This is a genomic window from Daejeonella sp., from assembly GCF_030684675.1.
In the GTDB taxonomy this organism is placed as follows: Bacteria; Bacteroidota; Bacteroidia; order Sphingobacteriales; family Sphingobacteriaceae; genus Daejeonella.
In genome coordinates, this window is record NZ_JAUXXZ010000066.1 from 1 (window position 1) to 13,995 (window position 13,995).

10 protein-coding genes are annotated in these 13,995 nt (G+C 41.3%); 1 reads left to right on the plus strand and 9 read right to left on the minus strand.

What is annotated here, in order from left to right:
• Positions 1 to 88: 88 nt before the first annotated feature.
• On the plus strand, positions 89 to 229 hold the full coding sequence (locus Q8M41_RS14305) for a hypothetical protein (RefSeq protein ID WP_305365964.1): 141 nt from the start codon (positions 89 to 91) through the stop codon (positions 227 to 229).
• A 197-nt stretch (positions 230 to 426) separates the two neighbouring features.
• Here the strand turns inward: Q8M41_RS14305 and Q8M41_RS14310 are convergent, their stop codons facing one another.
• From Q8M41_RS14310 to Q8M41_RS14350, 9 genes are all read right to left on the minus strand, one after another.
• Entirely contained in the window at positions 427 to 1,194 is a 768-nt protein-coding gene (locus tag Q8M41_RS14310; protein WP_305365965.1) for a 3-hydroxybutyrate dehydrogenase, read from the minus strand.
• 41 nt (positions 1,195 to 1,235) lie between these two features.
• Positions 1,236 to 4,070 carry an FAD-binding and (Fe-S)-binding domain-containing protein gene (locus Q8M41_RS14315; protein ID WP_305365966.1) on the minus strand — a complete coding sequence of 945 codons (2,835 nt, stop codon included), beginning with the start codon at positions 4,068 to 4,070 and terminating at the stop codon, positions 1,236 to 1,238.
• 70 nt (positions 4,071 to 4,140) lie between these two features.
• Complete coding sequence (locus tag Q8M41_RS14320; protein ID WP_305365967.1) at positions 4,141 to 5,445, minus strand: aspartate aminotransferase family protein; 1,305 nt, start codon at positions 5,443 to 5,445, stop codon at positions 4,141 to 4,143.
• A gap of 75 nt (positions 5,446 to 5,520) precedes the next feature.
• The gene (locus Q8M41_RS14325; RefSeq protein ID WP_305365968.1) at positions 5,521 to 6,468 is read right to left on the minus strand and encodes a 3-hydroxyacyl-CoA dehydrogenase family protein; all 948 of its coding nucleotides are present in this window, start codon (positions 6,466 to 6,468) and stop codon (positions 5,521 to 5,523) included.
• Between the two features lie 10 nt (positions 6,469 to 6,478).
• A complete protein-coding gene (locus Q8M41_RS14330; protein ID WP_305365969.1) occupies positions 6,479 to 7,270 on the minus strand; it encodes a carbohydrate-binding family 9-like protein in 792 nt (263 codons plus the stop codon).
• Positions 7,271 to 7,283: 13 nt separating this feature from the next.
• The gene (locus Q8M41_RS14335) at positions 7,284 to 9,056 is read right to left on the minus strand and encodes a c-type cytochrome (protein ID WP_305365970.1); all 1,773 of its coding nucleotides are present in this window, start codon (positions 9,054 to 9,056) and stop codon (positions 7,284 to 7,286) included.
• Positions 9,057 to 9,203: 147 nt separating this feature from the next.
• A complete protein-coding gene (locus Q8M41_RS14340) occupies positions 9,204 to 10,574 on the minus strand; it encodes a hypothetical protein (protein WP_305365971.1) in 1,371 nt (456 codons plus the stop codon).
• Positions 10,575 to 10,613: 39 nt separating this feature from the next.
• The gene (ggt, locus tag Q8M41_RS14345) at positions 10,614 to 12,413 is read right to left on the minus strand and encodes a gamma-glutamyltransferase (protein WP_305365972.1); all 1,800 of its coding nucleotides are present in this window, start codon (positions 12,411 to 12,413) and stop codon (positions 10,614 to 10,616) included.
• Positions 12,414 to 12,489: 76 nt separating this feature from the next.
• The gene (locus Q8M41_RS14350; RefSeq protein ID WP_305365973.1) at positions 12,490 to 13,956 is read right to left on the minus strand and encodes a M81 family metallopeptidase; all 1,467 of its coding nucleotides are present in this window, start codon (positions 13,954 to 13,956) and stop codon (positions 12,490 to 12,492) included.
• Positions 13,957 to 13,995: the final 39 nt, after the last annotated feature.

Sequence of the window (13,995 nt, forward strand, 5' to 3'; positions counted from 1 at the left end):
ATGACTTTACTAACAGTGTAGCTCTCTTTTACAGGGGATGGTTTAATCTGCTACCTATCACCCAATAATATGCTCACTAACACCTACAATGTTGAATCTTTCAGCGCAGGGTTGCGCAACAAGCACTTTAGCTCCGGGTAAGGATCAGGTTTTAGGCCGGGCTTCAGCCCAAAACCTAAGCGACCAGAACGGAACAATTACTGGTGCTTCAGCACCATATTGCCGATAAATAATCCCCAAAACTATTCCATAACCCGATTTTTTATTATTTCAAAACTTTCAACTAGTGTAGTCTATGGGCTGAAGCCCGAAAATGAACAAAATGTTGACCCCAGCTAAAGCTGGGGCCTATTAATCAACCGTACTGGTATTAATACCTGACATAACACGAGTCACACCGGACTTGATCCGGTGCGGGGCGGGGCACTATTGCGCAACCCAGCCCCCATCTACAGGTATCGAAGTACCTGTAATCATTGAAGCATTTTTTGACGCTAGAAACAAGGCAAGAACAGCAATCTCCTCAGGACTTACAAAGTTTTTGACAGCATGCTTTTGTAAAATATTTTTCTGAATTACTTCGGCTTCGGTAATATTCTGTTGCTTTGCCAGATCTGTGATTTGCTTTTCAACTAATGGAGTTTTAACAAAACCCGGGCAAATTGCATTCGCTGTTATTCCATAGCCTGCTCCCTCCAGAGCCAAAGTTTTGGTTAAACCGATTAAGCCATGTTTGGATGCTACATAGGCAGATTTGTTTTCTGATGCCACTAAACCATGTGCAGAGGAAATATTGATGATTCTTCCCCAGTTTTTGGCCTTCATGCCAGGCCAAACCGCCTGAGATGTACAAAATGCAGCGGTCAGATTTACAGCAATGATATCATTCCATTTGTTCAATGGGAAATCTTCAACAGGCGATACATACTGAATCCCGGCATTATTCACCAGAATGTCTATATCACCCAGTTGGGTGGATGCTTCTTTAACCATTATTGCGATCTCTGAAGGATCAAGCAGGTTTGCTGAGGAGAAAAAGGCATTTATTCGATTTTGCTTTCCAATCTCAGCAGCAATCTCAGCACCATCCTTCTCCAGTCCATGAAAAACAAGGTTATAACCTGATTTTGCAAATTCTATAGCAATACCGAGGCCGATACCGCTGGTACTTCCGGTAATCAAAACATTCTTCAATTCATAGAGCCCTCACTATTTTGTTTAAATGGATATGCGATCTAATCCTTTATGCATTCATCTGCAAGGTACAGAACAGACTCGTAATTCTTACCCACCGCTTCAGACATAGCAATCTCGCAGGTCTTACCTGAAGAATAATAACCTTCATAAAAACCTTTTTTGACTTCCATTGCCTCCGGAGCTGTAGCTGAAGCAGTCAGTTCGGGATACAGAAACCCACGATCTCCTGCCATTCCACAACATCCTGAATGCACCGGAACATCCGCGGTATTACTAAAATGAGAAGCAACTGCAACAAACTTCCTCTCAAGGTCCATTTTTTGTAAAGAACAAACCGGGTGAAGTACAATGGTACCCTTCTTTTCAACAGGTCCGCATGCCGGTATTACATAATCATGGAGGTAATCAATACTATCCAAAATGCTTAAGCGATCATACTTCTCCTTATTACTATCACTCAAAACCGGGCGGCATTGCTGAAGTGTATGGGAACAGGAAGTTACATCCAGAATTATAGGCAACATTCCTCCATTGGTTATTGTCCAAAGTTTCTCAATGGTCTCATTAACCTTATCTGCGTAAGCGGGATTAAATCCTTTTGAAGAAAAAAGCTGTCCGCAACAAAGCGATTCAATTCCCTCAGGAATGATGACCTGAATCCCGGATTTGGATGACACACTTAAAAATGTATCCGGGATATTCTTTTTACCTGCGGTACCACCCATTACCCTTGAAATACAGGTTGGGAAATAAACTACAGCTGGTCCATTATTGATCTCAAGATTTACAACCTTCTCGTATTTTCCTGAAATAGAGCTACTTACAATCAATTGATTACTCCAAAGTGGAAATGCCGGAATGATCTTTTTTATCCCTCTGGTCATCAGGTTCATTGAATTCTTTCCAAAGACCTTATTGATAAATGTACCTGCCTCAAGTGCAAAATTCACAATATAAGTTACCAACCGGAAATTCTTTGAGACAAAAAGTGCGACCTGATTTGAAAAACCTGAATGGCTTTCTCTTCTCAATCGCTTAACCAGATCGCCGGTATTTATGTCCACCGGACAGCTCGTTGCACAAAGGCCATCCACAGCACAGGTATCAAGACCGTCGTACTGAAATTGCTGGACTAATTCAGCATGAGTGCCATGATCGCCTTTAGCTTTTAACAATGCCAGTTCGCGTCTGACAACTATCCGCTGTCTTGGCGTTAAGGTTACATTCCGACTCGGGCATTTATACTCGCAATAGCCGCACTCAATACATCTGTCGACTTCCTGTTCAACACTTGGCAAAGATTTCAGGTCGTGTAAATGGGCATTTTTATGTTCATTGATAATGACTCCGGGATTCAGCAGGTTCTGCGGATCTACGACCTGCTTTAACCTCTTCATGATCTGATAGGCTTCAGAACCCCATTCAGTCTCTACAAATGGAGACATGTTTCGGCCAGTGCCATGCTCAGCCTTCAGTGTACCATCATATTTATCGACAACCAGCTCAACAACTTCCCTTAAGAATTTATCGTAGCGTACTACTTCCTCTGCAGAATTAAAGGATTGAGTTACTACGAAGTGAATATTACCATCCTTGGCATGGCCGAAGATGATTGCATTTTCATATTCATACTTTTCAAAGAGAACATGCAAATCGAGAATAGCATCTCCAAGTTTAGCAACCGGAAAAGCAATATCTTCCAAAATTACGGTCGTCCCGCTCGCCCTGACAGCACCAACTGCCGGAAACATCCCCTTTCGGAGTTTCCAGTAAAATGCCTGAATATATGGATCCTCGGTAAAACTGATAGGCTCCAGTAGTAAAAATGAGCCGGTATGAGGCAGGAGGCTGTCAATTTTAGCCTGTAGTTCTTCCTTGCTGTTACTCTGATATTCAACCAATAATGCTGCTGCCGTTTCAGGCAAAGTTTTTAATATCTCAGGAGCACCTTTCAAATCCTCAATCGACCTTAGAGATGCTCTATCCATTAGCTCAACAGCTTCGGCTCCCGACTCCGTTAATGGGCCAATAGCCTGACAGGCAGAATAAATGGTCTCAAAGTAGATGAATGCGGTGGACTTGAACGGATAATCGGGTACGGTTTCCATCACTGCCTCAGCAATGAAGCCAAGTGTACCTTCTGCACCTATCAGCAGGTGCGAAAGAATATCGAGCGGATCGGAATAATCAATAAAGGCATTCAAGGAATACCCAACCGTATTTTTTGTGAGATATTTTGTTCTGATCCTCTGCGAAAGAGCAGCATTCTCAACGATCTGATTCTTTAAATTTAATAATGTGGAATAGATATCCGGACATTCCTCCTTAAAGCGATGGTAATCTGCTTTGACTTCGGTTGAAAAGCTTTTACCGCAAGGCAGAATAAAACGAATGTGTTTTGTAGTATGGTAGGAATTCAGACTAACTCCGCAACACATCCCGCTTGAGTTATTCGACAGAATCCCCCCGATCATTGCTGAGTCGATACTGGATGGATCAGGTCCTATTTTGCGTTTATGCTTTTTAAGAAAGGTATTAACCATCGAACCGGTAATTCCGGGCTGTACCCTCACCAGGCCACCATTATCTTCAATAAGTAATTGATTCCAGTACTGGCTTAAATCTACCAGGATACCATCAGATATGGATTGACCCGACAAACTGGTCCCCCCTGTCCGAAAGGTCATTGGAATTTTATTCCGGTGAGAAAATTCAAGGAGCGAGATAATTTCCTTTTCACTAAGCGGCTGCACAACTGCTTTTGGTCTCAGATAATAAAAACCTGCATCAGACGCATAAGCAACAAGGTCAATTAAGCGGCATTTTATTCGTTCTTTTGGCAGAATAGCTTCCAAAAGCTTCCCAGTATCCATATTTTTTGTTTAGACCTCTAAATTGAAATAATTTCTAATGGAATACAAATTCCTAAGAAAAGCCAGTATTTTACATAGTACTCAAAACACGCTTGGATACTGCTATTGCGTGGTCAATATCAGCCTCAGTATGGGCGGTACTAATATACCATAAGCCTCTGCCAATTATCCTGATCCGCTCATCGTGCATCGCAGAAATGAATTTACCAAGCTTTGCCTTATCGTAAGTCAGGGTATCTCGATAATCCTTTACCTTCTTAAGATCTGTAAAACCGATATTAAACATCGGACCAGGACCCTGAACCAGCAAATTATGATTATTTCCACTAGCTGCCTCTCTTATCCCATTCATTAGCTTGTTTCCAAGTCTGAACATTCTTTCATATGGATTTTCCTGCTCCAGAACTTCAATAGTTGCCAAAGCGGCCGCAATTGTTGGATTACTGGAGTTCATTGTTCCTGCATGAATTACTTTTGCCTCTTCAATTAATCCCATCCATTCTCTTTTTCCAACAATGGCGCTGATTGGGTATCCGCTACCCATTGCTTTCGCGAATATTGACATATCAGGAGTAATTCCGAAATATTGCTGAGAACCGCCAATGCTCATTCTGAAACCGGTGATTACCTCATCAAAGATCAGAGCAATGCCATATTGATCACATAAACTGCGCAAACCGGCATGAAAACCTTCCTCAGGCATGATGCATCCATTATTACACATAATTGGCTCAGTAATTATCGCAGCAATCTCCCCATGGCGCTCTGCAAGGGTTTTCTTCACCAGTTCAATATCATTCCATGGAAGTATGATGAATTCATCCTTTGAATGATCCGGTATTCCGGCGGACCAGGGATACACATTTGGGTTTTCTCTACTTCCAAGGGCCTCAGCAGATGGAGTAGAAATTCCCCAGGCCACATTATCCAACCATCCATGATAATGTCCTTCAAAACGAAGGAATTTTTGTTTCCCAGTTTTCGCTCTGGCAACCCTGAAAGCAGTTTGAACTGCTTCAGAACCATCGAGACAGAAACGCATTAATTCGGCGGAAGGAATCAGCTTATTAATTTTTTCAGCAAGTTCAATTTCCCTGATATGCTGTCCGGCATAAAGCTGACCCAGCTCAGAATATTCCTTTACCGACTTTAAGACATGAGGGTGTGAGTGACCCAGAATCAGTGGTCCCTGGCTTAAGGTAAAATCCAGATAATCATTCCCGTCCACATCAAACAGGTGGCTTCCTTTACCATGGGTATAAAATATCGCATGCGGATGATTGTATTTTCTGAATTCTGAAGAAACGCCACCGGCAAGTACTTTCTTTGCCCTTCCAAGTAATTCGGCTGATTTGGAATAGTCTAAACTTTTCATGTAGTTTTTTTTAATTTATTGAATATGAGACCAATTTCCATTGGTTCACATTATTTAATGTTATATATTTCTGTTTTAATTGATATCCTCTTTTAAAAATCGGATGAGCTGTTCTTCCCTTTTGTGATTCATTTCTTCCGAAAACTTCTCATCCCACAGATAAAATCCTTCTCCATTTTTTTGACCAAAGTGACGTTGGGCAACCAAATCTTTCAAATTTGCTGATGACTGATCAGCATTACTCAGATCTTTGAAAAGGTAATCAGAGATTGAAGCGAAAACATCCAGTCCACCCATATCCGCAGAGAGCAGAGGACCAGTTACAGGCAACCTTCGCCCGATACTGTAAGTTACTGCTGCATCGATATCTTCTTTACTTGCGATTCCCTGCTCCAGAAGATATTGTGCCTCCCTGAAAAGTGCGAACTGAAGTCGGTTTCCGACGAGTCCGGGCACTTCTTTTTTAACTTCGATCGGCTTTTTATTCATGAACTTCAACATATTAATCGCCCTGTTGAAAGTTTTGTCATCCGTAAACTCAGCTCTTAATACTTCCACCAAAGGAATAAGATGAGCTGGATTCCAAAAATGTGTTGCAAGGGTTCTTTCGGGATGCTTTAAATTCAAAGCAATTCGACTTGGGCTCAGTCCGGAAGTATTTGTTGCAAGAATAACCTCCTCGCCGCACATTTCATCCAGTTTTCTAAAAAGATCATTTTTAAGCTCCAGAACTTCAGGGATACATTCAATGATAAAAGTAGCACCATCAACAGCTTCTGACAGTGAAGATGTTCCGGTAATATTTTTGAGGATCTGGCTTAGCTGGTCATTGGTAATCAGGTCATTTTTAAGAAGCGTGTTTAATTTATCATTGACACCTGACATTCCCTTTTGAATATCATTTGTATCAACACCATACATTTTCACCTTCATACCCACCCAGGCAGCATTCAGGGCGATTGAATGCCCCATGGTGCCGCAGCCTATTATCGCCAGTTTTTCCATCTCATTTGAACCCGGCACAATCGATAAATTATTGGAATATCAGCGTTCCGAAAAACTGGGGAAGATGAAAATTTGGTCTGGGATTATCAACAATATTCCAGGTAATATAATTTGGATTCGATGTTCTGCTACCAGTTTTATAAAAATTTGCTTTCCAAACCACACCCGGTGCAGGACGGCTTACATTTGAGAACTTGGCTAACATTGATAAGGGGATTCTATATTCAATAGTCCAGGTTACAGGTTCAGTAATCTCAGGATCAACCTTTGATGGTAATGAATGTGCAATTTCAATTTCTTCAATTTCACTTACTTCAAGTTTTACGTAAGGAGTTGAAGGATAAGGATGCTTAATATAAAAAATCAAAGGTGTACCTCCGGCATTAATTTCCAGATTGAAATAATTTAATGGAAAATTAGAATCAGGAGCAAAGAAAAATTCAACACAAGAATCACCTGAAACATTGCCATTATACTCCTGCACCAGACTTCGAACATAACGGTCTTTTACACGAAAGATCACATAAACATTATCATTATCATACATCATTTTGGCTTCAACCGTTGGTTTGAACGGTGGAATTGTCCCCATATAGTTTTCGATTTTAATCGTTTCTATATTCTTCCATTGCGCCTTATTCCAATCTGCGTTGATTGTTAAAGCACCCTTTAATTTAGAAACTTTATACTTTTTATCATCAGCGGGCTTGATTGGAGAACCAGCTACTGAGAATGAGTTTGGCTTCGCAGAAGAAAGAATATCTCCGCCTTTCATTAAGAAAGTCAGAGATATAAATAACAGATAGGTGATAAATTTCATACTCTTTGTTTATCTATCTTCGTCCAGCGCGATATCTGGACACTTCATTTGAAGTAATAGCACTTGAATTATTTCCAAAGCTTGATCTAACGTAAGTTAATATCTGTGCGATTTCTGTATCCTTCAGATAACCATGAGGTGGCATAGCTTCATTGTATCCAACACCCTTAACTGTAATTGGACCTGAAAGACCGTTTAGTACTAATTCAATCAACTTTCTTCTGTCGCCATTTACCCATTCAGATTCAGCAACCGGAGGGAAACGTGTTCCATCTCCTTTACCATTCTGCTGATGGCATGATGCACAGTAGGTATTATACAATTTGGCACCTGCGGCCAATTGACCTTTCATAAGATTGTCCTTTTCGAAGTCCGGACTTTTTACATTTGGTGAGGTCAATTTACGGGCTGCCATACCAGCAAGCTGGCTGGTACCGAACTTTTTCTTATCACCTTTAAACATAACTCTCCAGATCTTTCCCTTCTCACTATCATTCATGTAAAGAGATCCATCAGGACCTTGCGCCAGACCCATTGGACGGTATTTAGCATCCGATGTGTAAACGATGGTGTCTACCCCGCCAAATCCATCAGCAAATAATTCCCATTCGCTTGAAAACTTGCCATTCTTAAATGGAACAAAAGCTACACAATAACCTCCCTGTGGATATGGCGCACGTATCGTTGAGCCATGGAAAGCAACAAATGCTCCATTTTTATAACGCTCAGGAAACTGATTTCCAGTATAGAAAAGTAAATCGTTTGGAGCAAAATGACCAGGAAAACCAATGATTGGCATGTTGTATTTAGCAGCATCACCCTCTTTTTTACCATCACCACCATATTCAGGGTTTAATAATTTTTTACCCTGCATAAAATCATAATAGTAGTATGGCCAGCCTGAATCAGATCCTTCAGGTACTTTCAGAAACTCTTCAGATGGCAAAAGTGCGCTATGCCATGAAGTATACATATCAGACCATGTTCTGGAAAGATCATCACGTCCATGCTGCATTGCATACAAAGAGTTATCTGCTTTATTCCATGCCATACCTACGATACTGCGAATACCTGTAGCATACATAGTACCGTCACTCTGTTTCTGGTTTAATTTACTCTCACTGAATTTCCAAACACCTGCATGCTCTTTCAATTCAGGGCAAGGTGTTTGACCCAAAGAACCTGGTTGTCTGTCAGCAATCTGGCAAACATCACTTGGGGAACCAAAAGGAACATACATATTTCCTTTATTATCAAAAGCAATTGGTTTAGCGATATGGGAATATTTTCCTCTTTTGTAATTATCAACAACAATAGTTTCTGTTTTGCCTTCCGGAACTAATTTTCCAGGAGTCAGTTTGGTTCTTAAAACCTCTCCTGCTGTACTGAAATACAGATAACCCTTGTGGATACGCATTGCAGTTCCATAATTGCCTGTATCCGGATAGCTTCCGAAATACTCAATGATATCTGCTTTACCATCATTATTATTGTCTCTCAGGGCAACACTACCACGTTTTTGGGCATCAGGCACTCTTAATTTAACATAAATATCTCCGTTCTTATTAATTGCAAGATGCCTTGCACGACCGAGAGAATCAGCAACTACAACCGCCTCAAAATCGCCGGGAAGTGCAAGTCCGCCATTACCAGGATCACCCTGTGGTAGTCCACCAGGTCCTCCTGATTTAATAAAACTGATCGTAATCAGAAATGCCAGACCTAAAAAAGCAATTAGCTTTGTGCGAAGATTAGTCCCGTATAAATTTTTAAAATTGACTTTCATTTTTATTGAATTTTGCTTTTAAATTGGGTGTTGTTTAAATAAAATGCATATTCTTGACTTTTTACTGATTTTCCAAATTAAACGCGTATTATTTCTGGTATATTCTAAAAAAAGTATCTGCTATTTAAATAAATTTTCGTGAAATGATTATCCCTTGTTCTTAAAGGCATCCGGGATCATAAACTCATACTCCTTAGGGTGCCATGGAGCTATACTTTGTCCCGTTGGTCGCGGTGCGGTAGGTCTGATTGGCTCGTAACCTGCAGCTGAATATTTAATATTTAAAAACGGTGTCTCTTTTACCTTGCCCTCAGCCAGTGAACGTATTCCCATATCAATAATACCGCTTGTCAATAAGTTTCTTTCAATTGGGGCAGTTGGGCCGCTTACAATAAATTTCTGAATATTCAGAGCCAAATAGCTAAAATGGGCATAAGTTGGGCCGCCACTTAGTACAAATTCTGTTGCAACAATTCCTTTTGAGGTGTTTGCAGAATAAGCCCAACCTGTATTAACATACTTATCCAGCATCATAATTGTACCTTTAGTACCATCTGCATAATTAACAATTACAGCATAAGGTGTAGTTACTATTTCACGCATATTTCCGGTAGCCTTACCCTGTATCGTATCACATGCTGCATCAACCAACTTTTGAGAAATCTTTCCTGAATCGATGGCTTTCCAAACATCATCTCCTTTCAAGCCCTCAACACTTTTAACCCCAGTTTCTCCACCAGCTCTTCTTTCAAGCATACACTGCAGAATCTCAGTTACGTGAAAACCGTAGGCATCAAGTGATGCATATCCGATTGCAACTGCTTCTGATATTTTAACTCCAATGGGATGAATCAATTGTTTATCTCTCCAGCAGTAAGGCAAAGAAGAGCCCGCCATCATAGGAACATTCAATTCCTTTGCACGATCATAAATCCATCTGCTATCCAACCAGCTATAAGACAAGGCTTTATCTGTAAAAACAGGCACCGATCTATTGGATGCATCAAACACTCTGAATATCCTCTCAAGATAATTCATGCGGGGATATAATTTCATTCCCAGTCTGTTGTAGGGATATTCACCATGTTCACCGACATAAATCACCGCATCGACAGCAAGTTTGTCTCCTCCAAGTGTTAATGCTTCTTCAACTGTGGGATAGACCGGAGTATTATTCATATTCGCGATTCTGATACCCGTGTCATTTGCACCAACCTGCTCAATGTAGACCGAAGCAATTTTTATCTGAGGAGCTACCATTCCCTCATCAGTTGGAATACCAAGAAAAAGCTTGGTGCCGATAACATCAGCATGAGCACTATTTCTGTATATATGAGTTATGAATGCAACTTTCTTAATCCCATCCTGACCTGCCAGAGCTCTTGAAAGCTGTTCGGTAATGGAAGTAATATTCCCATTCTCACCCATAACAAACCCGGGAACGATACTCATACCGGCTGCGGTTAGAACTGATTTTTTAATAAAGTCCCTTCTGGGATTTGTGCTTTTTACTTTCATCTTAATAGGTTTATGTAAAATAAATAACGTTATAAAGGATTACCAACCCACTGCATAACCATTTCTCCTCAGATCGGCACCACCCATCAGCCAGCCTGTTTTCTGGTCTATGGTAATCCCCTGAGCTCCTCCGACGGTCATTGACCAATCGCCCAGGCTTGTGTCTATCACATAACCCATCCCTCGTAATGTTTTGATAACGCCTGCTTGTACTCTGGTTTCCATGATGATCTCCTTTGCCGGTACTGAGCCCAACTCATCCTTCCATCTGAAGCGGGGCGCACTGATCGCATCCTGAATGTTCATTCCAAAATCTATGTTATTCATAGCTACCTGCGGAACAGACTGTAAAATACCGAAACTACCCGGTGAACCTACAATTAACTGAGGTTTACCATCCTTATGGAATTGCATCATTCCACCTATACACCATCCAACAGCCTTGCCCGGAACAACAGTATTTGCTTTACCAGGCTCGAGTGTCATCCAATCAAGCGCACTGTTAAACACCACACCGGTATTTCCGGCAACATATCCTGATCCAAATCCTCCGCCATGAGTCTGGATAATTACGACTGCATTACCCCATTTATCAACTGCAGACAGACTTGTTGTTGCGTATCTGTATTTGGCTGCATTTGGATCGTCAACAGCATCCGGGCTAATGTTTTGAGAAGTCTCAGGCTTCAATCCGGCCTTTCTTTCTTTCACCTTAGCAATAACCTTTTCACGTTGTTTGGCGATGTATGCATCTGAAAGCAACATATCCACGGGAACATTGACGAATTTTGGATCACCAATATATTTATCAGAATCAATTCTGCTCAGATTCACCGCCTCAAGCAAATGTGCCAGATAGTCCACGCTGTTATGACCCATCTTTTTCAGATCAAAACCTTCCATGATCTTCAGCGTTTGTAGTTGCTGGAGACCCATTCCCGGAGGAGGGTTGTTGTAAACTGTATAATCACGGTATTTAATTGAGATGGGATCAACCCACTGCACTTTATCAGGTACAGAGGCAAGGTCCTTTTCAGTGATAAAACCTCCATCACGGGCAAAAGCTGCTGCCATTTCTTTAGCAATCTCACCCTTGTAAAAAACATCAATTCCCTCACTTGCAATCCGTCTCATCGTTTTCGCCAAAGGCTTATTTGAAAAATAATCACCGATTACAAAAGGATCTTTATCATTTTTAAAGAAAATCTTTCTTGATTCAGCATGAGGAGCAATCCTCTTAACCGTCCCGGCCCACATTGCCTGATCAAATTCTGTGATTGGAACCCCATTTTCAAGATAATCAATTGCGCTCTCGAAGACTTCAGAAAGAGGCATCGTTCCGTAATCTTTCAATGCCTTAGCCCAACCGGCAAGATTTCCGGGAACTGAGGCAATTCTTGGCCCAATACTTTCCATTGCGCCATGACCGGCACCATCTGCAACTTTAACATCAGTTTTAAACTTTGTGATTCTGAAAGTTTCAGGTACCCAACCTCCAAAAACCAGGGATCTCACCCTATTTTCCTTTGCAGAATAGAACAGCATGTATCCCACACCTGCAGTTCCTGACATATAAGGTTCTGCGGCATTAAGGGAAGCCGCGGCGGCAACAATTGCATCGATAGCATTTCCCCCTTTAACTAAAATTTTCTGGCCAGCCAGCGTTGCTAGCGGATTTGCTGTAGCAATCATACCATTCTTTCCAAGTGCAGCAGGACGCAGATTATCTTTTGCTGCCTGGGCATATACCTGTACATTCAGTAGTATCAGTAACGATGCCATTCCGAAGATCAGAAATAATGCCCTGTTTCTCTTTTTGTTAATTTCCTGTCTATCCATTGTGAATCCGTTTAAATTATATTCGTCCGAAGGGTAAAAAAACAATTCGGACTTAAGATATTATTCGATACATTAATTATTTTTCAAAGGGGAATAATGGTTTGCGCCTGTGTTCATATTTAAATAGTGTCATATCAGCCTGGGTTACTCCGGGAGTGTTTACCTGAATTATAGTCGGACAAACCGGTGCATAGGCCGCAATAGGAGCATTCACCCCCTTGGCCACTATTGCATCAAAATCAGAAGGTTGTACACCCTGAGAAATTAATTGTTGCAAACTGAAGGGCATTACTCGTAGGGTGGTCAGCATGATTTCACTACCCTGTTCTGTCGCAACTACTGCTGTTTTACCCATATTAAAATTGATCTGTCCGCCATGCCGTGGATTGCTTTCCTGGAATTCACCATTTGTTACACGAAGCAATTTTACTTTAAGCCTGTAGGTTCTTATTCCATCCTTCCCTGTACCAACTATAATCAGCTCGAACCACTCTCCCGGCTGATGGTTGCCAGCCATACGAACAGCCTCAGGATCATAGATACAAACGAAATATTTATATTTTTTACTCTCTTCGAAGGCTTCCAGAATGCAGCAATTATTTGCAGGACCGCCTCCACCCACGTTATCACCCATATCGAGTAATAAAACCGGCTTTTCACTGTTATCAATCAAATCCAGAGAAGATTGAATGTCGTTTTTAACACCTACAAAACTTTCCTTTCTATCGAGAATATAAGTTTCCAATTTCTTTGCAATCTCAAGTGCTTTTGCCCTGTTCCCATTGGCTACCACAATTACTGAGGTCCCCATTTCTTCCACATCAGCATAAGGAAAACCGTGCTGAATGCTGAGAGATAAAATCTCAGGGTCCCGGCTCAATTCATTGGCATAAGCATAAAGGCTTTTGCAAGGTTCATTAGCAGTTAACTGTTGCTCAATACTGATAGCCAGAGGAACCTGAACCAATACCTGAACCGGATTTGTTTTGCCCTTTAAATGATCTACCAGCAAATTTGCAGCCTCAACACCCCGCTGTCTCATATCAACATGCGGATTCTCTTTATAGGCCACCAGAGCATTAGTGGATGATACCATCAGCGGACTGACGTTTGCATGCAAATCAAGAGTTCCGAAAATAGGAACTGAATCACCTACTCTTTTTCTTAACAGACTTAACCAATGTCCGTCCATATCTGGAAATTCTTCAGAAACCCCTGCCCCATGGGGTATAACCAGACAGGCATCCACAGGCAGAACTTTTTCAAGTTCATCCATCATATTTTTCAGCAGCCCATTATATGTATTTGCAGAAAGAGCACCACCGGGCGTTGCAGATGCGAACAGAATCGGAATAACTTGCATTCCTTCCCTGTCCATTACTTCCAGCATCCCACCTACTTCATTATGGGCGGTTTGATACTCTTTTCTGATTGCTTCACCGGTCAAATATTTACCGTTCCTGAAGTCGGCAGTGGTTGTAGCCTGGGGAACAAAAGTATTTGACTCGTGGTAGATACCCATTAGGGCTATTCTAAAAGACATGATATTGTATTCTAATATTAAAAATTCAAAAATTCAGGA